This window comes from Pseudomonas moorei, from assembly GCF_008801475.1.
Lineage (GTDB): Bacteria > Pseudomonadota > Gammaproteobacteria > Pseudomonadales > Pseudomonadaceae > Aquipseudomonas > Aquipseudomonas moorei.
The window spans coordinates 417,916-439,175 of record NZ_VZPP01000002.1 but is presented as its reverse complement, the minus strand read 5'-3'; the positions used below and the strand labels follow the sequence as shown (position 1 = coordinate 439,175).

Sequence of the window (21,260 nt, the reverse complement as noted above, 5' to 3'; positions counted from 1 at the left end):
TCAGACGTCTGAAACAAGGGGGATTATCCATGCTCGCGCAACTTCCACCGGCCTTACAGAATCTGCAGTTACCGCTACGCCTGCGACTCTGGGACGGCCATGAATTCAATCTGGGGCCGACGCCCAGCGTCACGATTGTGGTCAAGGACCCACAAATGGTTACCCAGTTCACTCATCCAAGCCTGGACGCGCTCGGAGCAGCGTTTGTCGAGGGCAAACTGGAGCTGGAGGGTTCCATCAGCGACGTGATTCGCGTGTGCGATGAATGGAGTCAGGCGCTGATAGCAGAGGACGATGGCAGTCAGCCTGTACGTACCCTCCACGACAAGGAAACCGACGCCAAGGCGATTTCCTATCACTACGATCTGTCCAATGCGTTTTATCAGCTGTGGCTCGACAGCGACATGGCCTATTCCTGCGCTTATTTCGAGACCGGCAGCGAGAGTCTTGAGCAAGCCCAACAAGCAAAATTCCGCCATCTGTGCCGCAAGTTACGCCTGCAACCGGGTGACTATTTGCTGGATGTCGGCTGCGGCTGGGGCGGGCTGGCGCGGTATGCGGCCCGCGAATTCGGCGCGAAAGTGTTCGGCATCACGCTGAGCAAGGAGCAACTGGCCCTGGCCCGTGAACGCGTAAAAGAGGAAGGGCTGGAGGACCTGGTCGAACTGCAATTGCTCGACTACCGCGATTTGCCGCAAGACGGTCGTTTCGACAAGGTTGTCAGCGTCGGTATGTTCGAACACGTGGGTCACGCCAACCTGGCCGAGTACTGCAAAACCTTGTTCGGAGCGGTGAAGGAGGGCGGCCTGGTAATGAACCACGGGATCACGGCCAAGCACACCGATGGTCGTCCGGTGGGACGTGGCGCTGGGGATTTCATTGAGAAATACGTATTCCCCAATGGCGAACTGCCGCACCTGTCGATGATCTCTGCCGAGATCAGCGAGGCAGGACTCGAGATTGTTGATGTCGAGAGCTTGCGTCTGCACTACGCGCGCACCCTTGACCATTGGAGCGAACGCCTGGAAGACAACCTTGAAGCCGCCGCCAAACAGGTGCCGGATCAAGCGTTGCGGATCTGGCGGCTGTACCTGGCCGGCTGCGCCTACGCGTTCGCCAGGGGCTGGATCAATCTGCATCAGATCCTTGCAGTGAAGACCCATCCGGATGGCAGCCATGAACTGCCATGGACCCGTGACGACATCTACACGCCTTAAAGAATCGGCGAAATAAGCCGGGCAACCCGCATGCCGACCTGTTGCAGGCGGTGGGTTTCCCGGCTTTCTTCTTTGGCGATTTCGTGAGCCTGGGCGAAGTCATCGTTGAGCATCCGCTCCACCTCGGCAGCAAAGTCGCTATCGACTGTCAGCAACATCACTTCGAAATTCAGCCGGAACGAACGGTTGTCCAGGTTGGCGCTGCCTATGGCGCTGATTTCGCTGTCGATCAAGACCACCTTCTGATGCAGGAAACCGGGTTGGTAGCGGAACACGCGCACCCCGGCACGCACGGCTTCGAAGGCATAGAGGCTGGAGGCTGCGTAGACGATTCGGTGATCGGGTCGTGACGGCAGCAGTAGCCGCACATCCACCCCACGCAACACCGCCAGGCGCAAGGCGGCGAACACCGCTTCGTCCGGAATGAAATACGGGCTGGTGATCCATACCCGTTCGGTTGCCGCATGAATGGCTTCGACGAAGAACAACGAACAGGTCTCGTAGGAATCCGCCGGCCCGCTGGCCAGCAATTGGCAGAGTACTCCGGCATCCGGGTACACATCGGGCAGGATCAGGGGCGGTAGTTCGCGCGCAGCCCAGAACCAGTCTTCGGCAAAGGATTCCTGCATGCACGCCACCACTGGGCCGCGCACTCGCACATGGGTATCGCGCCAAGGCGCCAGGGGTGGTTTCTCGCCCATGTATTCGTCGCCGACGTTGTGCCCGCCGACGAAGCCCAGCACCCCGTCAACGACGACAATCTTGCGATGATTACGAAAGTTGACCTGAAAGCGGTTAAGCCAGCCGCTGCGGGTAGCGAAGGCTTTGACCTCGACGCCCCCCTCACGCAGCGACTGCACATAACTGTGGGGCAGGGTGTGACTGCCAATCCGGTCGTACAGCAAGTGAATCGCCACGCCTTCGGCGGCCTTCTGCAGCAGCAAATCACGCAGACGTTGCCCGAGGCGGTCGTCGTGAACGATGAAGAACTGGATCAGTACGGCTTCTTTCGCCTGACTGATGGCGTCGAATATCGCATCGAAAGTGGCGCGGCCGTTGATCAACAGTCGCACTTCATTGTTGGCCAGGCACGGCATGCGGCCCAGCCTTGGCATTGCTCTTAAAGAGGCGTAGGCGATTGAGGCGCGAGCGGTGAGTGCTTCTTCTACCCATGGCCGCCAGTTGAGCTCGGAGATGGCCTTGCGCATCTCTTCGTTGGCCTGGCGCCGGGCCTTGATGTAACCATCGAAAGTACTGCGGCCAAATACCAGATAAGGAACAAGCGTCAGGTAGGGTATAAAAACCAGCGACAGGGCCCATGCGATCGATCCCTGGGCGGTGCGAACGGTCAACACCGCGTGTATTGCCGCGATCATGCCTAGAAAATGCAGCAGGGCGATTGTGTAGCCAAAAATATGAGGGCCAAAATAATCCATGGGGGCAGCCTTGCTCCTGAAGATTCAATGCGTAACAGACCATGTTCCGGGCAGAATGTCGCTAATTAATTGACCCATGAACCGAAGACCGTGGCTGACGTCTAACGGCCACTATTGATCAGGAGTTTCACGATGAACGTTCGTCTGCTGGGTTTGGCCATGGCACTGGGTTTGGCGCTTCCTGTGGCCGCTCAGGCGCAAATGCTTCAGCCAGGCTTGTGGGAATTGACCTCAAGCAATATGAAAGTCGATGACCAGAACCTGCCGGATCTGCAATTGATCCTCGGTCAGCTTCAAAGTCAAATGACCCCTGAACAGCGCGCGCAGCTGGAAAAGCAGGGCATCACCATGGGCGGTAAGGGAATCCGCGCGTGCTTGACCCCGGAGCAGGTCAAGACTGACAACATTCCACTCACGGACCCGCAGTCGGGCTGCAAGCAGGAAATCACTGATCGCAATGGCAACCAGTGGAAATTCCGCTTCAGTTGTCCGAAGGCTCAAGGTGCGGGTGTCGCTACTTTCGTCAGTGATCGTGAGTTCACGACCAAGGTCAACGGTACCTTCAATGCCACCGGTATTCAGCAGAAGGGCAGTCTCGATACCCGCGCCGTATGGTTGGGTCAGGATTGCGGAACCGTAAAGCCAAGGGCCTAAAAGTTTCGCGGGCCAGCCTTGTTCCTGCAGATGTCACTGATTGACAGGAATGAGGCTGGCTTGCGAAGGGATTGTGTTCACACGTGCCCATTTCCCGGTTGCCTTAACCATTCACAAGCTACTTCAACCTTCATCCTGCCGAAATCCTCACCGCTGCGACTGCGCACACTGACAAACCCACCGGCCTGCTCTTTCTCGCCAATCACGACCAGGTAGGGCACCGTTTGGCTGTGCTGGCGAATCTTGTAACCGACTTTTTCATGTCGCAGATCCGCCAAGGCGCGCACGCCCGTGCGGCGCAAGGTTTCGGTGACCGATTGTGCATAACTGGCCTGACTTTCATCGATGCTCACCACCATCACATGGGGGGGCAGGCGCCACTGTTGCAACTCTTGGTGACTGGACCAACACGTACCGTAGATCCTTTGCTGCAAGGTCCCGCTGATGTGATCAAGGGCGAATGCCTGCAGGACCTTGGTGGTGGGCACATGCGGGCCGGTCGTCAAATACTCGGAGTCACCCAGTCGGTAGACCGACAAGTGCTCAGGGTGCAGGGATGGAGAGGGTGTGTCACGGCGTCGTATCGAGTGGTTGGTCGCGGCCAGTGACTGCATGCGCGCTTCGATCAGGGGCAGATCGGTCGACGTCAGGGGGCGCTCAACGGCGAACTCGCAAAAGAATCCGTCACCCAGCACCGAGCCCGTCCGCATCTGTGCATGGGAATGGAGTTGCTTGACCGCCATCGCCAGCATCAACGAACAGGATCGTCGGAGGATCTCCAGCCCATCGGGCTCCTGCGGCGTGACAATACTGACCCTGGCGTTCGCCTTGATCATGAATTCGCAGTCCACCAACGCACCGTCGACCCGTCCTGCTACTGCCGCATTGGCCAGCCCTGGACCAATACTCGCAGCAACCTCATGGACGGATAGCGGTTGATCGTATTCACGCAACGAACCATCGGGCAGGGTGATCTTGATCATGGTTTATTGTTCTCAAATGCTTCGATCACACGCGTAAACATTAGAGGCAAACGTTGTCGTTTGTCATGTAGACATTTGTCGGACCAGATCAGAGTGCCCGATGACCATGCTTAGAACTCGTTCTGCACGGTCATGGTTTGCTCAACGCGTTGTAGAGGGTATTGAGGTTGTGCTCGAACAAACCGGTAAACGTACTGGCCGGGCCGCTCGATGCAAGCGCATCGGAGTACAGGGTGCCGCCAATCTGCGCACCACTTTCGTCGGCGATCTGCTTGAGCAGGCGGGCGTCCTTGATGTTTTCCATGAACACCGCCTTGACCCTGGCCTGACGAATCTGGGTGATCAGCGCAGCGACTTCGCTGGCCGAAGGTTCGCGTTCGGTCGACAGGCCCTGAGGCGCGATGAAGTCGATTCCATAAGCCTGACCGAGATAGCCGAAGGCGTCATGGGACGTGACGATCTTGCGATTGCCTGGAGGAAGCGAGCCGAGCTTGGCTTTGGCGTCGGCCAGCAATGCGTAGATCTGCTTCAGGTAGGCTTGGCTGTTGCGTTGGTAGTCGGCCTCGTTCGCGGGATCGGCGGCGATCAGCGCTTGGGTGATGTTACTGATGTACAGCTCGGTGTTCGCCAGGTTGTGCCAGGCATGGGGGTCTGGAATGGTTTTGCCGTCCTCATCCAGTGAGCGCGGAATGACGCCGTGGCTGGCGCTGATCACCGGTGCTTTGGTTTCAGTGCTGGCCACCAGGCGATCCAGCCATGGTTCGAAACCCAAGCCATTCTTGATAATGAGTCTGGCCTTCAACAGCGCTTGCGCGTCATCTGGTGACGGTTCGTACGTGTGGGCATCGGCGTCCGGGCCGACCATGTTGGTGATCTGGATATGCTCGCCACCGACCTGATGGGTCATGTCGGCGAGGATGCTGAAACTGGTGACCACCTGAAGTTTTTCCGCGGCGGACAGCGACATCGACAGCATCAAACTGAACAGCACGAGTAAAGCGCGCATCGGGTAATACCTCATTGGGATGTGAGCAAAGGCGGGCGGCGCAGCAATCCGTGCACCGGTCCGAACACCACGGACACCAGATAGAAACCACCCGCCACCAGCACAATGGCGGGACCGCTGGGGAGTGAGTCATGGAACGACAGCAGCAGACCGAGCCACACCGAAAGGCTGCCGAGCAGCGCGGCAATGGCAATCAATACCGGCAGTCGACGGCTCCAGAAGCGCGAAGCGGCGGCGGGCAGCATCATCAAGCCAACCACCATCAAGGCCCCGATCGCCTGGAAACCAATGACCAGGTTCAGCACCACCAGCGTCAGGAAGACGCCATGGGCCAGGGGGCCGAGACGGCTGACGGTTCGCAGGAAAAGCGGATCGAGGGTGTCCAGCACCAGCGGACGGTAGATCAGCAGCATGGCGATCAGGCTGGAACCGCAGACCCACAACATGCCGGTTAAAGTCGGGGCATCGACCGCTAGCGCCGAACCAAAGAGCAGATGCAGCAGGTCCAGACGTTTACCGGCGATACCCAGGATCAATACGCCGCTGGCCAGGGAGATCGGGTAGATAGCGGCGAGGCTGGCGTCTTCGCGCAGACCGGTGCGGCGGGTGATCCATGCGGCGAGGCCCGCCATGCCAAGCCCTGCGGTGAGACCGCCGATGGTCAACGCGCCGAGGCTCAAACCGGCGAGCCAGAAGCCCAGTGCAGCGCCGGGCAAGATGCCATGGGCCACCGCATCACCAATCAGACTCATGCGTCGCCAGATCAGAAATACGCCCAGCGGGGCCGTGCTGCACGCCAGCGCCAATCCACCGAGCAATGCACGGCGCATGAAGACGAACTCGTGAAACGGTTGCCAAAGATCTGCGGCGGTGAGCATCAGGCCACCTGCATTTGGGGTTGTTGATGAATCAAGTCCAAACTCGGCCCGAGGACGCATCCACTGCTTTTGATCAGCAGGGTTTGTGGCATGTGTTGGCGAACAGCGGCCAAGTCGTGGCACACGACGACCAAGGTTCGGCCCTCGGTATGCCAGGCATGAATGTGTTCCCAGAGAAGCGCCTGACCCGATTCATCGAGGGCAGCGTGAGGCTCATCGAGCAGCAGCAAGGGTGCGTCCGTGAGGCTCAAACGAGCAAGCAGGGCACGCTGCAGTTCGCCGCCGGACAGGGCCATCAACGGGCGCTGTTCCAAACCGACCAGGTGCCAACTTTCAAGTACGGCTTCGAGGCTTTGCCTGCGTGTCTCTGGCGATTGCTTGCTGCCCCAGAAACCCGCGGCCACCAGGGCCTGGAGGCTGATGGGAAATTGCCGGTCCAGGTGTTGTTGCTGTGGCAAAAAAGAAAGTGCGCCTCGACGTTTAACCCCCAGCACCACATTGCCGGCCAGCGGCTTTTGCAAGCCAGCGATGACTTTCAGCAAACTGCTTTTACCTGAGCCGTTAGCCCCGATAACGGCGGTCAGGCTGCCCGAGGCTAACTCGAAATCCATCGGAGGCGTCAGCGGTTGACCGGGCGCCCCCCATTGCAAGGCTTGGCAACGGATCATGCGACCTCCCAATTCCAGCGACTTTCGGCGACGGCATCGTGGGCGTGCAGGCTTTCTGCATGGACGACTCGAATGTGAAAGGCATTGATGCCCGGGGCGCGTTTCAAGGCCTGATTCAATCGTCGCGCAGCGTCTTCACAGAACATCAGGTTCTGACCGTTGGCCAAGGCGAACGCCTGTTCGTCTGCGCGCTTGACCGCGGTTTGCACGGCGGTACCGAGGGCTGCTTCGGCGTCGTTGATGATTGCAATCAGTGGCAGCTCATCCAGGAAGTCATCCAGACGAAGATGCAATTGGGCGATGCTGCGTTGGCTGTGCGGCGTCGCCACGATGCCTTTTGTTGACCCGAGCCAAGCCAAAACATCGGCGTGTTGCAGGGAGGTGTTGGCGAAATCAGTGATGAACTGTTGCTGAATCAATTGCCGGGACAGCGCCGCCGAACAGGGACAGGTTGAGGAATAAGGCACGTCGATTTTTAGTTCCACGTGGAACATTGCGTTCTTCAAATGCGCTTCGATGGTCACGGGGTAGGTTTTCCAGCCAGCCAGCGGGCTAATCAACGCGGGTCTTTTAAGCAGTAAATCCGTGTGAATTTTTACGGATGCGCGGCTGGAAATCCCTGGGTGGCTGTCGAGGAAGCGCTGTAACACTCGTCGTAGAACAGGCGGCGAGAGCGTTTCCTGTTCCAGTTGTTCCAGCGCCAGATAAAGACGCGACATGTGGATGCCGCGTGCTTCTCCATCGTCCAGGCTCACTCCGGCATCAGCCTTTGCCACTAGCCGTTGGCCATCGAACAAAACAGGAAGAGCAATGCCGCACATGCCCACCCACTCTAGTGGCAGGGCTTGGCGTGAGGCCTGCACGGCGATATCCGGCAGAGTCAGCGCATTCATAAGCAGGTCCATCGTGGGAGTTGAAACGACATGTTATATTATAACAATAAATTCGACGATGCCTTTTTCACGAGCGGGCTTTCACCATGCACAGACGTCACCTGCTCAATCTGATTCTGGCCAGCGCGGCCTTTGCTTTGCCCTTCGGTGTGTCGGCCACACAAATTCGCAACGCGCGGCTTTGGCGTTCGGACGGTAACTTGAGATTGGTCTTTGATCTGAGCGGGCCGGTGCACTACAAGACGTTCACCTTGAGCGCGCCGGAACGGCTGATCATCGATGTGACAGGTGCCGACCTCGTCGGCGACTTCAGTCAATTGGCGTTTGCCGGCAGCTTCATTCGTTCGATTCGTTCAGGGCGCTTCGGACAGGGTGATACCCGAATCGTCCTGGACCTCGGCAATCCGGTGCAGCTCAACAGTTTTCTTCTACCACCCCAGGACGGGCAGGGGCATCGCCTGGTGCTCGATCTGAAGACCGCCGTGCCCTTGCAGATCGCGCAGGCCCCCGACGGGATCATCGCCAAGCCTCACCCCAAGCGCGACATCATAGTGGTCGTTGATCCTGGTCACGGAGGCAAGGACCCTGGCGCCGTTGGGTCCAGGGGGGAACGTGAAAAAGACGTGGTGCTGTCCATCGCTCAGTTGTTGGCCAAACGACTGAAGCGGGAAAAAGGCTTCGATGTGAAGCTGGTACGTAACGACGACGTCTTCGTCCCGTTACGCAAGCGCGTGGAGATTGCCCGCAAGCACAACGCCGACATGTTCATCTCGGTGCATGCTGATGCGGCACCGCGCCTCACGGCTTCAGGCGCTTCGGTGTATTGCCTGTCCGAGGGCGGCGCGACCTCGGCCACGGCGCGCTTCATGGCGCAACGGGAAAACGGCGCTGACCTGCTGGGTGCGACCCGTCTGCTCAGCCTCAAGGACAAGGACCCGATGCTCGCCGGAGTGATTCTCGACATGTCGATGAACGCCACCCTCGCTGCCAGTTTGCAGTTGGGCAGCACGGTCCTGGGCAGTTTGGCGGGCATTACAACGTTGCACCAAAAGCGTGTGGAACAAGCCGGGTTCGCAGTGCTGAAGTCACCGGACGTGCCGTCGATCCTGGTGGAAACCGGCTTCATTTCCAATCCCCGCGATAGCCAGCGATTGGTGACGGCACGCCATCAGCAGGCAGTGGCGGACGGCTTGTTTGAAGGTCTGCAGCGCTACTTTCAGAAGAATCCTCCGGCCAATAGCTACATCGCCTGGCAGCAGGCGCAGAAAACGTCCCTCGCCTGACTAGCAGCCAGCCACACGGCTGCAAGTGAACCTGGCACTGCTGCCGCCAGAGCTGGAAAAACGGTTGACCGTGGTCCAGCCGACGCGGCGGTTATAGCCGACCCAGGTTTCGCCGTCAGAAGCGATGCCGGTGAAAAAGGTCAGTTGGCCGTAACGACTGTTGGTCTGCGCCCAATAGCGTTTTCCAACCACTTCGAACCCGCGCAGATAAATCGTGCTGCCGGCCGTGTTGACGCTGTAGGCATTGCCATCGGCGTCCACGCAAGCCAGCAAGTTGGCGCTGCGGGTGCAGGTGGCCAGGGTCGGAATTTGCCCCCAGGCATCGACAGCGACCAACAAGGCAGCGCTTGTCAGCGCCAATTTCAGGGCATTACGCATGGCGTTTCTCTTGGTTGGAAGGGGCTCCAGCATTCTGCCGGTTGTCATCGAAGGCAAAAAGGGAGTGGTTCGATTAATTGGTTATATTATAACATTCAATGAGGCCCGACGATTTGACCGGGCATCCTTTGTGAGGAGCACCAGATGCCTGATCGTCTTCCCGTCACCGTGTTGTCCGGCTTTCTCGGCGCCGGAAAAAGTACACTTCTTAATTACATACTACGTAATCGCGAAAACCTTCGGGTCGCTGTCATCGTCAACGATATGAGCGAAATCAACATTGATGGTAGCGAGGTGCAACGGGATGTGCGCCTTAATCGTGCCGAAGAAAAACTCGTGGAAATGAGCAACGGCTGCATTTGCTGCACCTTGCGCGAAGACTTGCTCGAGGAGGTGAGCAAACTCGCGATGGACGGTCGTTTTGATTACTTGTTGATCGAGTCCACGGGCATTTCCGAACCGCTGCCCGTCGCGGAAACCTTCACCTTCTGCGACGAAAGCGGCCAAAGCCTCAACGACATCGCCCGGCTCGACACCATGGTCACCGTGGTCGATGGCATGAACTTCCTGCTCGACTACCAGGCCGCCGAAAACCTCGACTCCCGTGGTGAAACCCTTGGCGAAGAGGATGAACGCTCGATCACCGACCTGTTGATCGAGCAGATCGAATTCGCCGACGTCATCCTGATCAGCAAGATCGACTTGATCAGCAGCCGCGAACGGCAAGAGTTGATGGCAATCCTCAAGCGGCTTAACGCCCGCGCGGAAATCATTGCGATGGTCATGGGCGAAGTGCCGCTGAAAAAAATCCTCAACACCGGTCGATTCGACTTCAAAAAAGCCGCCGAGGCGCCGGGCTGGCTGCAGGCGTTGCGGGGTGAACACCTGCCGGAAACCGAAGAATACGGCATCGCTTCTACAGTTTATCGTGCGCGCCGACCCTTCCATCCGCAGCGGTTCTTCAACTTTATCGATCGTCCGTGGGTAAACGGAAAACTGCTGCGTTCCAAAGGTTTCTTCTGGCTGGCAAGCAAACACAAGGATGCGGGCAGTTGGTCCCAGGCCGGGGGGCTGATGCGACACGGGTTTGCCGGACGTTGGTGGCGTTTCGTACCGAAGGACCAATGGCCGCAGGAGGAAGAAAGCACGGCCGGCATCATGGAACACTGGACTGCTTCCACGGGAGATTGCCGGCAGGAGCTGGTGTTCATCGGTCAGAACATCGACTTCGCGAAACTCACCGGCGAGCTCGACGGCTGCCTGCTGACCGATGAAGAAATGGCGCTCGGTGTCGAGGGTTGGCAACGGCTGCCAGATCCATTCGGTCCATGGCATGAAGAGGCGGCCTGATGCTGACGCTGACCCCTGTAGTCGCGAACCCGGCCGCGACGCGCGCCATCCATCAACATCAGGCTGCCACTCCAGGTGCTCTGGCCCGCATCTTGAACGATGATGTGAACCTCGCCGTCTGGAACCGCCAGCTCCCGGCTCATATCGAGGATTTCGCAACCCTGCTGCTGTCCCTGAATGAACCGCTGGCCGAGTCGTTGGCTTTCGAAATGCCCGACGACGAAGCCGAGCCCGATCTCCACGGATTGGCCTCACGCTTCAGTGATCTGCAGGGCTATGAAGGTTTCATCGCCGACCTGTCGTGGCTGGTCCGTGCGTTCGCTTGTTTGCTCGGCGCCAGGCGCATCGGCCTGCGTCTGCGGGTTTTGGACAAGGCGATGTGCCCGCGTTTTCACGTCGATCATGTACCGGTGCGGCTGATTACCACCTATGCCGGGATCGGCAGCCAGTGGCTTATGGAAGGCGCGATGGATCGCCGACAATTGGGTAAGCCTGACGCTGAACCCCAGGACAACTCGCTGATCGGGCAGATCGCCAGCGGCGACGTGGCCTTGCTCAAGGGGGAGAAATGGCACGGCAACGAAGGTTTCGGGTTGATTCACCGCTCGCCGCAACTCGCTGCTGGCGAGCGTCGTTTGATCCTCACCCTCGACTGGTTGAGCTAGTGACTCAGGGATTGAGCCAGGTGCCCTGGCTCTGCGCCTCGCAAAACGGATTCAGATACGCCGCATCGGTGGCCACGCCGTAATAGTGAATATCCTGCCGGTAAGGCATATTGGCGACTTGAGCGTTGCTGCAAACGCCGAATGCTCCGGCAGGGCACTGGTCGAGGTACTGCACCTCGACTGTCTGCCCGGCCAGATTCGGCTGACAGAAGCCGTCGGCGAACAGTTTTTCCGGGATGTTGCGGTTCTGCTGGCAGACTTTCACATCGAGCCTTTCAGCCTGACTGTGGACGACGCAGCCTTGAGCCAGCGCCTCGCTGCATACCAGCGTCAGGAGCAACGACCATCCCCTCAACCGCATCCTAACTTCCGCAGAAAATCTCGATCATGTTGCAGAACATTCCCACCCACGTCATCGCCGGGCCATTGGGTGCCGGCAAGACCAGTCTGATCAAGCACCTGCTGGCGCAGCGCCCGGCTGGAGAGCGTTGGGCAGTGTTGATCAATGAGTTCGGCCAGATCGGCCTCGACGCCGCGCTGCTGACGCAGGACGCCGATGGTATCGCACTGGGTGAAGTCGCCGGGGGTTGTTTGTGTTGCGTCAACGGTGCGCCGTTTCAGATCGGACTCGGCCGACTGCTGCGCAAGGCGCGACCGGATCGCTTGTTCATTGAACCGTCCGGGTTGGGGCATCCGGCGCAGTTGCTCAGGCAGTTGAGCGAGGCGCCGTGGGTCGGCGTGTTGGCGGTGCAGCCCTGTGTGATGGTGCTTGATGCCCAAGCCCTGGCCAGCGGCAAAGCGTTGCCCGAGTCGCAACAGGACGCGTTGAGCAGTGCCGGTTTGTTGCTGCTGAACAAGGCCGACGGTCTGGACGCCAATGATCGTCAGCGAATCGCTGCGCAGTTGCCTGCTCGTCCATTGTATTGGACGCAGCAAGCGCGCTTGCCGCTGAGCGAACTGCCGGGACTGTTGGCTCATGGAACGGCGGGTGTGGATAACTTTGTGATGCCCAGGGGGCTGGCGCAAATACCGGCCATCTGGAGCGATCCAGCGCTACCGATTTGTTTGAGTCAGGCACAGGAGGGTGGCTGGAGCATTGGCTGGCGCTGGCATCCCGGCCAGGTATTCGATGTGGCGCGTGTCACCCATTGGCTCGCAAGTCTCGGGTGGCGGCGTGCGAAGCTGGTTATCCACAGTGTCGAGGGTTGGGTGTCGGCGAATTCGCTGGAAAGTGCCGAGTTGCAATGGCAAGCCAGTGAGTGGCGGCAGGATTCGCGGATCGAACTGATTTTCAGTGCGCCGCAGGATGTCGGCTCATTGCAGCAGAGCCTCGCCGAGTGCCGGTTGAGCGCGCATTAGCTTGCTCGCGCTCAAGGCCGCCACTTGTTGTGTTCTTGCCGCCAGTCGCTCAGCTGGATCACTTCGGCGCTGGGCCTTGCGACATCAACGACGGGGGGCGTGTCGTCGAACGGTGCCGGATAGGGTGCCAACTCGATTTGCGCACTGTGGGCGCCGAATTGGGTAATCGTGCCGCTGTGGCGAGTTTCGCCGGTCACGGTGAATTCGAAGTTATACACACGGGCCAGCCGTCGGCGACCACTGGCATCCTTGATGAAGCCGATTTTTTTCAACGCCACGTTGCCATCCAGCAACTCGATCCCGAGCTTGCCGCAATGCTGTTTGACCCGCTCCAGCGCACGTTCGCGCAGGCCATGGTTGTGCCAAAGCCAAGCGCCCGCCGTGGCGAACAACATCAGCACGAAAATATTTCCAAGGGTCAGCATCGACAGGGTGCTCCAACAAGATAGTGTCAGCTTAACTGCGTCGCCGGTCTGTCGTACAGGCTGCGTTTAGTCGCATACTGCGTGGCTCGAATTTCAATCGTTTTACGGATAACTCACCGCATGAAACGTACACCCCATCTGCTCGCTATCCAGTCCCACGTGGTATTCGGCCACGCTGGCAACAGTGCCGCGGTTTTCCCGATGCAGCGGGTCGGGGTGAACGTCTGGCCGCTCAACACCGTGCAATTCTCCAATCACACTCAGTACGGCCAATGGACCGGCGAAGTGCTGGCGCCTCACCACATTCCCGATCTGGTTGAAGGTATCGCGGCGATTGGCGAGCTGGGCAATTGCGATGCGGTGCTGTCGGGCTACCTCGGCAGTGCGGCCCAGGGTCGGGCCATCCTCACGGGGGTGGCGCGGATCAAGTCGATGAATCCCAAGGCGCTGTACCTGTGTGACCCGGTGATGGGGCATCCGGAGAAAGGCTGCAGCGTGCCGGCGGAAGTCAGCGATTTCCTGCTGGAGGAGGCCGCCGTCGTGGCGGACTTCATGTGCCCGAATCAACTGGAGCTCGACAGCTTCTCGGGGCGCAAGCCGCAATCGTTGTTCGATTGCCTGGCGATGGCGCGAGCGTTGCTGGCGCGTGGTCCGAAGGCGGTACTGGTCAAGCATCTGGACTATCCCGGCAAAACGCCGGATGTCTTCGAAATGCTGCTGGTGACCGCCGAAGGCAGCTGGCATTTGCAGCGTCCGCTGCTGGCGTTCCCGCGTCAGCCGGTGGGTGTTGGCGACCTGACCTCCGGGCTGTTCCTGGCCCGCGTCCTGCTGGGCGACAGCCTGGTGGCGGCTTTCGAATTCGCCGCGTCGGCGGTGCATGAGGTGTTGCTGGAAACCCAGGCCTGCGCCAGTTATGAACTGGAACTGGTCCGGGCACAGGACCGGATTGCCCATCCGCGGGTGCGGTTTGAAGCAACTTCGATCAGCTTGTAAGCAGATCGCGGCAAAAAAAGGATCGCAGCCTGCGGCAGCTGCGATCTTTTACTTTAAGCGTCGCCCTTGATTTCCTGATAACGCTTTTCCAGCTCCTGCCGGATCTGCCGGCGCTGCTGAGCCTGCATGTAGCGACGCTTGTCTTCACTGTTCTGCGGTTGCAGGGGCGGCACGGCGGCAGGTTTGCGCTGATCATCCACCGCGACCATGGTGAAGAAGCAGCTATTGGTGTGGCGCACCGAGCGTTCACGAATGTTTTCGGTCACGACCTTGATGCCCACCTCCATCGAGGTGTTGCCGGTGTAGTTGACCGACGCCAGGAAGGTCACCAGTTCGCCGACATGAATCGGCTCACGGAAAATCACCTGGTCCACCGACAGGGTCACCACGTAGCGGCCGGCATAACGGCTGGCGCAAGCGTAGGCCACTTCGTCGAGGTACTTGAGCAAGGTCCCGCCGTGAACATTGCCAGAGAAGTTGGCCATGTCGGGGGTCATCAATACCGTCATCGACAGCTGGGCGTTTCCGGGTTCCATAGCATTCTCACGGGTCAAGGCAAGGTCTGAGGGGACGCACCTCTGCGGGTGCCGGTACGGTTTTTTCAAACCAACGTTATCGGGACGCCGCAGGCGGCGCCGCCGTCACGCCGGATCGATCTGTTTCCATATATTGCACCGCCTTTCTGCCGGAAGTCGCGGTGTTACCCTTCAAAAGCCTGTCTCCAAGGGCAATTCCTGAACGAAAATCGGATTTATTACCCTGCTTGATCAGACTTTTCCTGTGTCCGATAGAGCGATGTCAGTCAAGGAGCCTCACACCATGCATGCCATCAGTTTCATTCAGGATTTGGCAGTGATCATGTTGGTCGCAGGTGTGGTGACTGTGCTCTTTCATCGGTTCAAACAACCGGTGGTTCTGGGTTATATCGTCGCCGGCTTCATCATTGGCCCACACACCCCGCCGTTCGGCTTGATCCACGATGAAGAAACCATCAAGACCCTGGCGGAGCTCGGGGTGATTTTCCTGATGTTCTGCCTGGGCCTGGAATTCAGTCTGCGCAAGTTGTTCAAGGTGGGCGCCACGGCGTTTATCGCGGCGTTCCTGGAAATCGTGCTGATGATCTGGATCGGTTACGAGATAGGCCGCTGGTTCGACTGGAACACCATGGATTCGCTGTTCCTGGGCGCGATACTGGCGATCTCCTCGACCACCATCATCGTCAAGGCGCTCAACGATCTGAAGATGAAGAACGAGCGCTTTGCGCAGTTGATTTTCGGAGTGCTGATCGTCGAGGACATTCTGGGCATTGGCATCATCGCCTTGCTGTCGAGTATTGCGGTCAGCGGCACGGTCAGCTCTGGCGAAGTGTTCTCCACGGTCGGCAAACTCTCGTTGTTCATGATCGTCGCGCTGGTCATCGGCATCTTGCTGGTACCGCGATTGCTGGCCTATGTGGCCAGATTCGAGAGCAATGAAATGCTGCTGATCACGGTGCTGGGCCTGTGTTTCGGCTTCTGCCTGCTGGTGGTCAAGCTCGAATACAGCATGGTGCTGGGTGCGTTCCTGATCGGGGCGATCATGGCCGAGTCCCGACAGTTGCTGAAGATCGAGCGCCTGATCGAACCGGTTCGCGATTTGTTCAGCGCGATTTTCTTCGTCGCCATCGGGCTGATGCTGGACCCGATGATCCTGCTGCAATATGCCTGGCCGATTGCGGTGATCACCGTCGCCGTGGTGCTCGGCAAGATGCTGTCCTGCGGTCTCGGCGCCTTTATCGCCGGCAATGACGGACGCACCTCACTGCGCGTGGGGATGGGGCTGTCGCAGATTGGCGAATTTTCTTTCATTATCGCTGCCCTGGGCATGACCCTGCAGGTCACCAGCAACTTCCTGTATCCAGTGGCGGTGGCGGTATCGGTGATCACCACGCTGCTGACACCCTATTTGATTCGAGCGGCCGATCCTTTGTCGATCAAGCTGGCCGCCGTGATGCCGCAGCGCCTGGGGCGAGTGCTGGGGATGTATGGCGAATGGCTTCGCAGCATCCAGCCTCAGGGCGAGGGTGCGTTGCTGGCATCGATGATCCGACGAATTCTGCTGCAAGTCGGGGTCAATCTGGCATTGGTAATCGCGATCTTCTTCTCCGGCGCTTATTTCGCCGAACGAATGGCTGTCTATGTGCAAGATCTGATCAGCGATCCGAGCTGGCAGAAGGCGCTGATCTGGGGTGGGGCGCTGCTGTTGTCGCTGCCCTTCCTGATTGCCGCTTATCGCAAGCTCAAGGCACTGTCGATGCTGCTGGCGGAAATGGGCGTGAAGCCGGAGATGGCCGGGCGCCACACGCAGCGAGTGCGTCGGGTGATTGCAGAAGTCATCCCGATCCTCTCGCTGTTGGTGATCTTCCTGCTGTTGGCGGCCTTGTCGGCCAGTATTCTGCCGACCAACAAGTTGCTGATGCTGATCATCGTGGTCGCGGCCGCTGTGGCGGCGCTGCTGTGGCGCTGGTTTATCCGCGTTCACACGAGGATGCAAGTCGCACTGCTGGATACCCTGGACAATCACAAGGATTCATCCGGGCATTGAGCCATGAAGCGTCAGCTCACTCAGCTTTCCAGCCAGACGTCCCGCGCCCAATGCCAAACCGATTCCCAGGTCTCTTCAGCAATCAGCTCGTCTTCGGCCAGCCAAAGCACGACGGTGCCGTCCTCTTCGACCAGGTAGTAGTTATCACCATCCTGGCAGATTGGAATCATGCTGCGATCAACGCCAGCGTCCCAAGCATTGGCGGCAACGTCCGGCAGGTAGGTATGGGATTGTGGGTCGGTGACGGTCACAGGCTCCAGACTGCCGTAGACCACATCGCTGACGGTCAGCAGAAACTCTTTGAAGACGAACGGAATGTCGATGAACAGCTGTTCTTCGATTTCCACCAGCAGATCTTCGTCTGGCAGCTCCAAGGGGACCGGTACCGGTTCGTTGGCTTCACGCAGTTGTTCGATGATTTCTTCCACGTCCGGGATCCTCTTGCTTGAATGGCGCGGTTTATATGGGGCGGTTTATACAGTAGCTCGCTATAGATGCAACCGCGAAATAGAAAACCCCGGACAAGTCCGGGGTTTTGACTGCAGCACGTGAACGCGAGGAGTGATCAGCCGTTCTGGCGGATACCAGCCACCAGCCAAGGCTGGTTTTCGCCCTGGGCACGTTCCATGTTCCAGCTTTCGCTGAACGCTTCGCCCTGGTCGAAACGCGAGGTTTTCGACACGCCGCTGAAGGTCAGGGTGGCGATGGTCTTGTCGGCGCGATCATCCACACCGTCCAGTTGCACAACCAGGTTATCGATGTAGGTGGACTGGAAGCCGTCACCCAGATCAGCACGTTCGCGCTTGAGGAATTCCAGCATTTGCGGGGTCACGAACTCTGCGATCTTGTCCATTTCGTTGGCATCCCAGTGTTGCTGCAGGGACTGGAAATGGTTGCGGGCCGCTTCGACGAAGTTCTGTTCATTGAACCAGGCAGGCGCATTGATGACTGGACGTGCGGCGACCGGTGCGGCCGAACCGCCGAAGATCGAGCCGCCAGCAGGCTTCTGCTCGAACACTTCACGCTGCATTGGCGCATAGCCTGCCGGAGCCATGTGCTCCTGCTGCTTGCGACGACGAGCGGCAATGAAGCGGAAGATCAGGAAGGCGATGACCGCCATGATCAGGATGTCGAAGATCTGCATGCCCTGGAAGCCGCCGCCCATGAACATGGACGCCAGCAGACCACCAGCGGCGATACCGGCCAGAGGGCCGAGCCAGCGCGAAGCACCGCCGGCTTTGGCTGCAGCGCCAGCAGCGCCGGCAGCGCCTGCGGTCGCAGCTGCGCCGCCCATGCCTGGAGAAGAAGGCGCCATCTGGCTGGTTTGGTGCGTCGGCGCCGCGCCGGCGCTTTTGCCACCACCGAAGCGCTTGGCGGCATTGACGTCGAGACTCATCGTCAGGCCAATGCACAGCGCCATGGCGATGCTAAGAAAACGTTTCATAAAGGGAATTCCCATTTGTGGAGGGCACGCGCGCCATGTTGCACAGCTGAAGTGACACTGGCTAGCGGCAGAGTGTTTCGGGCTTTTGCTTGACAGGGTTCGTTCAGCTTTAGTCAATGCAATAAGGCCTGTTAACTTTGGTCTGTAGGATGAGTGGATAAGTTCTGTAGGGAAGATCTCTAACGTCGCAACGCCAGCATGACCACCCCGGCCGTGATCAGACCGATTCCGCCCCATTGACGCAGGTCGAGTTTTTCGCCCAGCAGGATCACGCCGAGCACAGCGACCAGCACCACGCTGAGTTTGTCCACCGGAGCGACCAGTGAAGCGGGGCCGACCTTGAGCGCGCGGAAATAGCAAATCCACGATGCGCCAGTGGCCAGCCCCGACAGCAGCAGAAATAGATAGCTCTTGGTGGAAATCGATCCCAGTGACTGATATTGGCCCGTCGCGTACAAAATCAAGGCCAGGCTGACCAGGACCACGATGGTGCGCAACAGGGTGGCAAAGTCGGAATTGACGTTTTCGACGCCGATTTTCGCGAAAATCGCGGTCATCGCCGCAAATACAGCGGACAACAGGGCCCAGAATGTCCAGGAAGAAAAGAAGCCTGAGCCCATCTCATCGCACCTTTAAGTTCAGATATCGGCCTGCATCCTGTGGGAGCGAGCTTGCTCGCGATGACGGGCTGACAGCCAGAGATAATGTCGACTGATCTACCGCTATCGCAAGCAAGCTCGCTCCTGCACAAAAGCTAGATCGCTTCCAGCTTCGCATACCCCAGCATCAGCCACTTGCTGCCTTCGCTGAAGTTCACCTGTACGCGGGCCTGAGCCCCTGCGCCTTCGAAGTTGAGGATTACGCCATCGCCAAACACTGAGTGGCGTACGGTCTGCCCCAGGCTGAAGCCGGTTTGAGGGATCTCGCTTCCGCTGAACAGGTTGCTGCCACTCATCGACTGGTTGCCACCGAACGGACGGCTGACGCTGTTGGAAAGGCGCACTTCCTGAATCAGGCCTTTCGGTACCTCGCGTACGAAACGTGAGACTTTGTTATAGGTCTCACTGCCGTACAGGCGTCGGGTTTCAGCATAGGTCATCACCAGGTTCTGCATGGCCCGGGTAATGCCGACGTAGGCCAGACGACGTTCCTCTTCCAGACGGCCAGGCTCTTCCAGGCTCATCTTGTGCGGGAACAGGCCTTCCTCCATGCCCACCAGGAACACATAAGGGAATTCCAGGCCCTTGGCGCTGTGCAGGGTCATCAACTGAATGCTGTCTTCGTGCTCGTCCGCCTGGGTATCCCCGGCTTCCAGCGATGCATGACCGAGGAATGCCGCCAGTGGTGTCAGGTCCTCGTCTTCTTCGCTGTTCTCGAAGTTGCGCGCGGCGCTCACCAATTCCTCAAGGTTTTCTACCCGAGCCTGGCCTTTCTCGCCTTTTTCCGCTTCGTGATAGGCAATCAGCCCGGACTGCTCGATGACGGTCTGGGTCATCAGGTGCAGCGGCATCTCCATGCATTTGGCAGCGAGGTTTTCGATCAGCTCGACAAACGCGCCCAGAGCGCTGGCCGCGCGCCCGGTCAGGCCTTTGTTGGCCACGAGCTGACGCATGGCTTCCCACATCGACACATCGCTGTGGCGCGCATGGTCGCGAATCGCTTCGACGGTTTTCTCGCCAATGCCACGGGCCGGGACGTTGATCACCCGTTCCAGCGCAGCATCGTTGCCTCGACCTTCAAGCAAGCGCAGGTAGGCCATGGCGTTCTTGATTTCGGCCCGTTCGAAGAAGCGCTGCCCGCCATAGATGCGGTACGGGATGCGCTCGCGCAGCAAGGCTTCTTCCAAAACGCGCGATTGGGCGTTGGAGCGATACAAAATGGCAATATCGCTACGCGCCAGGCCGGTTTTCAGCGCGCTTTCGATCGTTTCGACAACGTAGCGGGCTTCGTCGTGCTCGTTGAAAGCAGCGTATAGATTGATGGCTTCGCCTTCGCCGCCGTCTGTCCACAGTTCTTTGCCCAGGCGCCCGGTGTTGTTGGCGATCAAGGCGTTGGCGGCCTTGAGAATCCCGGCGGTGGAGCGGTAGTTCTGCTCCAGGCGAATGGTTTCGGCGTCCGGGAAGTCTTCGGAGTACTGATAGATGTTCTCGATTTTCGCGCCACGCCAGCCGTAAATCGACTGATCGTCATCGCCAACCACCATCAGGCTGTCGCCACCCTTGGCCAGCAAGCGCAACCAGGCGTATTGAACGGCGTTGGTGTCCTGGAATTCATCCACCAGAATGTGGCGGAAACGCTTTTGATAATGCGCCAGCAGCCCCGGGTGATCGCGCCACAAGTCCAGTGCGCGCAACAGCAGTTCGGAGAAATCGATGACACCCGCACGCAGGCACGCAGCCTCGTAGGCTTCATAGATACTGCGCATGGTGGCCAGGAACAAATCACCGCTGGCTTGAATGTGTTGCGGGCGCAGACCTTCGTCTTTCTGCCCGTTGATGAACCATTGGGCCTGACGGGCCGGCCAGCGTTGCTCGTCCAGGCCGAGCTCGCGGATTACTCGCTTGACCAGCCGCTGCTGGTCGTCGCTGTCGAGAATCTGGAAGGTCTGGCTCAGCCCGGCTTCCTGCCAATGCGCCCGCAACAAGCGGTGCGCCAGGCCGTGGAAGGTGCCGACCCACATGCCGGCCGGGTTGATACCCATCAACTGCTCGATGCGATGACGCATCTCGGCAGCGGCCTTGTTGGTGAACGTCACGGACAGGATGGAGTGGGGCGAAGCGTTTTCGACCTGGATCAACCAGGCGATACGGTGCACCAGCACTCGGGTTTTACCGGAACCAGCACCGGCCAGGACCAACTGACGACCCACGGGGGCTGCTACGGCCTGCCGTTGGGCATCGTTGAGGGAGTTCAGCAGAAGGGAGAGATCATCGCGCATCGGGGCATTCTAGGGGGCTGCGTCACACCGGGCAAACCCCGCTTTGTTTTAGCCGATGAAAGATACGTGCGGGACGACCGGTCAGTCATTGTCCGCAGACGTTGGCC

The 21,260-nt window shown here is 59.0% G+C and carries 22 protein-coding genes; 8 read left to right on the top strand and 14 right to left on the bottom strand.

Going from position 1 to position 21,260, the window contains the following annotated elements:
• Positions 1–29 precede the first annotated feature (29 nt).
• The gene (cfaB, locus tag F7R06_RS04985; protein ID WP_090326841.1) at positions 30–1,217 is read left to right on the top strand and encodes a C17 cyclopropane fatty acid synthase CfaB; all 1,188 of its coding nucleotides are present in this window, start codon (positions 30–32) and stop codon (positions 1,215–1,217) included.
• Here cfaB and cls read toward each other — a convergent pair.
• Entirely contained in the window at positions 1,214–2,653 is a 1,440-nt protein-coding gene (gene cls / locus F7R06_RS04980) for a cardiolipin synthase (protein ID WP_090326838.1), read from the bottom strand. The two genes, cfaB and cls, sit on opposite strands and share 4 nt — an antisense overlap.
• Positions 2,654–2,785: 132 nt before the next feature.
• On the opposite strand from cls, the gene F7R06_RS04970 reads away from it, so the two are divergent.
• Positions 2,786–3,307 carry a DUF3617 domain-containing protein gene (locus F7R06_RS04970; RefSeq protein ID WP_090326836.1) on the top strand — a complete coding sequence of 174 codons (522 nt, stop codon included), beginning with the start codon at positions 2,786–2,788 and terminating at the stop codon, positions 3,305–3,307.
• Positions 3,308–3,384: 77 nt separating this feature from the next.
• Here F7R06_RS04970 and F7R06_RS04965 read toward each other — a convergent pair whose 3' ends face one another.
• The 5 genes from F7R06_RS04965 to folE2 all read right to left on the bottom strand — a co-directional run bounded on the left by F7R06_RS04965 (position 3,385) and on the right by folE2 (position 7,735).
• A complete protein-coding gene (locus F7R06_RS04965) occupies positions 3,385–4,290 on the bottom strand; it encodes a His/Gly/Thr/Pro-type tRNA ligase C-terminal domain-containing protein (RefSeq protein ID WP_090326833.1) in 906 nt (301 codons plus the stop codon).
• Positions 4,291–4,420: 130 nt separating this feature from the next.
• Positions 4,421–5,296 carry a metal ABC transporter substrate-binding protein gene (locus F7R06_RS04960; protein WP_090326830.1) on the bottom strand — a complete coding sequence of 292 codons (876 nt, stop codon included), beginning with the start codon at positions 5,294–5,296 and terminating at the stop codon, positions 4,421–4,423.
• A gap of 11 nt (positions 5,297–5,307) precedes the next feature.
• A complete protein-coding gene (locus F7R06_RS04955; RefSeq protein ID WP_090326828.1) occupies positions 5,308–6,174 on the bottom strand; it encodes a metal ABC transporter permease in 867 nt (288 codons plus the stop codon).
• Complete coding sequence (locus F7R06_RS04950) at positions 6,174–6,842, bottom strand: metal ABC transporter ATP-binding protein (RefSeq protein ID WP_090326825.1); 669 nt, start codon at positions 6,840–6,842, stop codon at positions 6,174–6,176. The genes F7R06_RS04955 and F7R06_RS04950 overlap by 1 nt, the downstream gene beginning before the upstream one ends.
• The gene (gene folE2, locus F7R06_RS04945) at positions 6,839–7,735 is read right to left on the bottom strand and encodes a GTP cyclohydrolase FolE2 (RefSeq protein ID WP_090326821.1); all 897 of its coding nucleotides are present in this window, start codon (positions 7,733–7,735) and stop codon (positions 6,839–6,841) included. Before folE2 ends, F7R06_RS04950 begins: the two co-directional genes overlap by 4 nt.
• 86 nt (positions 7,736–7,821) lie before the next feature.
• Here folE2 and F7R06_RS04940 point away from each other — a divergent pair, with 86 nt between their 5' ends.
• Complete coding sequence (locus F7R06_RS04940; protein ID WP_090326818.1) at positions 7,822–9,018, top strand: N-acetylmuramoyl-L-alanine amidase; 1,197 nt, start codon at positions 7,822–7,824, stop codon at positions 9,016–9,018.
• Here the strand turns inward: F7R06_RS04940 and F7R06_RS04935 are convergent, their stop codons facing one another.
• Entirely contained in the window at positions 9,019–9,396 is a 378-nt protein-coding gene (locus F7R06_RS04935; protein ID WP_090326814.1) for a glutamine synthetase, read from the bottom strand.
• Positions 9,397–9,540: 144 nt separating this feature from the next.
• Here F7R06_RS04935 and zigA point away from each other — a divergent pair, with 144 nt between their 5' ends.
• The gene (zigA, locus tag F7R06_RS04930; protein ID WP_090326811.1) at positions 9,541–10,746 is read left to right on the top strand and encodes a zinc metallochaperone GTPase ZigA; all 1,206 of its coding nucleotides are present in this window, start codon (positions 9,541–9,543) and stop codon (positions 10,744–10,746) included.
• Positions 10,746–11,411, top strand: a complete 666-nt coding sequence (locus F7R06_RS04925) for a DUF1826 domain-containing protein (protein WP_090326809.1) — start codon at positions 10,746–10,748, stop codon at positions 11,409–11,411. Before zigA ends, F7R06_RS04925 begins: the two co-directional genes overlap by 1 nt.
• Before the next feature lie 4 nt (positions 11,412–11,415).
• Here the strand turns inward: F7R06_RS04925 and F7R06_RS04920 are convergent, their stop codons facing one another.
• A complete protein-coding gene (locus F7R06_RS04920; protein ID WP_090326805.1) occupies positions 11,416–11,772 on the bottom strand; it encodes an NADH:ubiquinone oxidoreductase in 357 nt (118 codons plus the stop codon).
• A gap of 26 nt (positions 11,773–11,798) precedes the next feature.
• Here F7R06_RS04920 and F7R06_RS04915 point away from each other — a divergent pair, with 26 nt between their 5' ends.
• Positions 11,799–12,770: a CobW family GTP-binding protein gene (locus tag F7R06_RS04915; RefSeq protein WP_090326803.1), complete on the top strand. Its 972-nt coding sequence runs from the start codon at positions 11,799–11,801 to the stop codon at positions 12,768–12,770.
• An 11-nt stretch (positions 12,771–12,781) separates the two neighbouring features.
• On the opposite strand, the gene F7R06_RS04910 is transcribed toward F7R06_RS04915, so the two are convergent.
• Entirely contained in the window at positions 12,782–13,195 is a 414-nt protein-coding gene (locus F7R06_RS04910) for a DUF3301 domain-containing protein (RefSeq protein ID WP_090326799.1), read from the bottom strand.
• Between the two features lie 120 nt (positions 13,196–13,315).
• Here F7R06_RS04910 and pdxY point away from each other — a divergent pair, with 120 nt between their 5' ends.
• Positions 13,316–14,188, top strand: coding sequence for a pyridoxal kinase PdxY (gene pdxY / locus F7R06_RS04905; RefSeq protein ID WP_090326796.1), 873 nt, complete (start codon positions 13,316–13,318; stop codon positions 14,186–14,188).
• Positions 14,189–14,241: 53 nt separating this feature from the next.
• Here the strand turns inward: pdxY and F7R06_RS04900 are convergent, their stop codons facing one another.
• Entirely contained in the window at positions 14,242–14,724 is a 483-nt protein-coding gene (locus F7R06_RS04900) for an acyl-CoA thioesterase (protein ID WP_003229693.1), read from the bottom strand.
• A gap of 283 nt (positions 14,725–15,007) precedes the next feature.
• On the opposite strand from F7R06_RS04900, the gene F7R06_RS04895 reads away from it, so the two are divergent.
• Entirely contained in the window at positions 15,008–16,771 is a 1,764-nt protein-coding gene (locus tag F7R06_RS04895) for a cation:proton antiporter (protein ID WP_090326794.1), read from the top strand.
• 20 nt (positions 16,772–16,791) lie between these two features.
• Here F7R06_RS04895 and F7R06_RS04890 read toward each other — a convergent pair whose 3' ends face one another.
• The 4 genes from F7R06_RS04890 to uvrD all read right to left on the bottom strand — a co-directional run bounded on the left by F7R06_RS04890 (position 16,792) and on the right by uvrD (position 21,153).
• Positions 16,792–17,199 carry an SMI1/KNR4 family protein gene (locus F7R06_RS04890; RefSeq protein ID WP_090326791.1) on the bottom strand — a complete coding sequence of 136 codons (408 nt, stop codon included), beginning with the start codon at positions 17,197–17,199 and terminating at the stop codon, positions 16,792–16,794.
• A gap of 137 nt (positions 17,200–17,336) precedes the next feature.
• Complete coding sequence (locus F7R06_RS04885) at positions 17,337–18,215, bottom strand: Tim44 domain-containing protein (protein ID WP_090326789.1); 879 nt, start codon at positions 18,213–18,215, stop codon at positions 17,337–17,339.
• Between the two features lie 179 nt (positions 18,216–18,394).
• On the bottom strand, positions 18,395–18,835 hold the full coding sequence (locus tag F7R06_RS04880; RefSeq protein WP_090326783.1) for an EamA family transporter: 441 nt from the start codon (positions 18,833–18,835) through the stop codon (positions 18,395–18,397).
• A gap of 134 nt (positions 18,836–18,969) precedes the next feature.
• Positions 18,970–21,153: a DNA helicase II gene (gene uvrD, locus F7R06_RS04875; RefSeq protein ID WP_047535277.1), complete on the bottom strand. Its 2,184-nt coding sequence runs from the start codon at positions 21,151–21,153 to the stop codon at positions 18,970–18,972.
• Positions 21,154–21,260 lie beyond the last annotated feature (107 nt).

What these genes read in the sequence shown, in the direction of transcription:
- cfaB (WP_090326841.1), top strand. Translation starts at nt 30, where the DNA reads ATGCTCGCGCAACTTCCACCGGCCTTACAGAATCTGCAGTTACCGCTA.
- cls (WP_090326838.1), bottom strand. Translation starts at nt 2,653, where the DNA reads ATGGATTATTTTGGCCCTCATATTTTTGGCTACACAATCGCCCTGCTG.
- F7R06_RS04970 (WP_090326836.1), top strand. Translation starts at nt 2,786, where the DNA reads ATGAACGTTCGTCTGCTGGGTTTGGCCATGGCACTGGGTTTGGCGCTT.
- F7R06_RS04965 (WP_090326833.1), bottom strand. Translation starts at nt 4,290, where the DNA reads ATGATCAAGATCACCCTGCCCGATGGTTCGTTGCGTGAATACGATCAA.
- F7R06_RS04960 (WP_090326830.1), bottom strand. Translation starts at nt 5,296, where the DNA reads ATGCGCGCTTTACTCGTGCTGTTCAGTTTGATGCTGTCGATGTCGCTG.
- F7R06_RS04955 (WP_090326828.1), bottom strand. Translation starts at nt 6,174, where the DNA reads ATGCTCACCGCCGCAGATCTTTGGCAACCGTTTCACGAGTTCGTCTTC.
- F7R06_RS04950 (WP_090326825.1), bottom strand. Translation starts at nt 6,842, where the DNA reads ATGATCCGTTGCCAAGCCTTGCAATGGGGGGCGCCCGGTCAACCGCTG.
- folE2 (WP_090326821.1), bottom strand. Translation starts at nt 7,735, where the DNA reads ATGAATGCGCTGACTCTGCCGGATATCGCCGTGCAGGCCTCACGCCAA.
- F7R06_RS04940 (WP_090326818.1), top strand. Translation starts at nt 7,822, where the DNA reads ATGCACAGACGTCACCTGCTCAATCTGATTCTGGCCAGCGCGGCCTTT.
- F7R06_RS04935 (WP_090326814.1), bottom strand. Translation starts at nt 9,396, where the DNA reads ATGCGTAATGCCCTGAAATTGGCGCTGACAAGCGCTGCCTTGTTGGTC.
- zigA (WP_090326811.1), top strand. Translation starts at nt 9,541, where the DNA reads ATGCCTGATCGTCTTCCCGTCACCGTGTTGTCCGGCTTTCTCGGCGCC.
- F7R06_RS04925 (WP_090326809.1), top strand. Translation starts at nt 10,746, where the DNA reads ATGCTGACGCTGACCCCTGTAGTCGCGAACCCGGCCGCGACGCGCGCC.
- F7R06_RS04920 (WP_090326805.1), bottom strand. Translation starts at nt 11,772, where the DNA reads ATGCGGTTGAGGGGATGGTCGTTGCTCCTGACGCTGGTATGCAGCGAG.
- F7R06_RS04915 (WP_090326803.1), top strand. Translation starts at nt 11,799, where the DNA reads ATGTTGCAGAACATTCCCACCCACGTCATCGCCGGGCCATTGGGTGCC.
- F7R06_RS04910 (WP_090326799.1), bottom strand. Translation starts at nt 13,195, where the DNA reads ATGCTGACCCTTGGAAATATTTTCGTGCTGATGTTGTTCGCCACGGCG.
- pdxY (WP_090326796.1), top strand. Translation starts at nt 13,316, where the DNA reads ATGAAACGTACACCCCATCTGCTCGCTATCCAGTCCCACGTGGTATTC.
- F7R06_RS04900 (WP_003229693.1), bottom strand. Translation starts at nt 14,724, where the DNA reads ATGGAACCCGGAAACGCCCAGCTGTCGATGACGGTATTGATGACCCCC.
- F7R06_RS04895 (WP_090326794.1), top strand. Translation starts at nt 15,008, where the DNA reads ATGCATGCCATCAGTTTCATTCAGGATTTGGCAGTGATCATGTTGGTC.
- F7R06_RS04885 (WP_090326789.1), bottom strand. Translation starts at nt 18,215, where the DNA reads ATGAAACGTTTTCTTAGCATCGCCATGGCGCTGTGCATTGGCCTGACG.
- F7R06_RS04880 (WP_090326783.1), bottom strand. Translation starts at nt 18,835, where the DNA reads ATGGGCTCAGGCTTCTTTTCTTCCTGGACATTCTGGGCCCTGTTGTCC.
- uvrD (WP_047535277.1), bottom strand. Translation starts at nt 21,153, where the DNA reads ATGCGCGATGATCTCTCCCTTCTGCTGAACTCCCTCAACGATGCCCAA.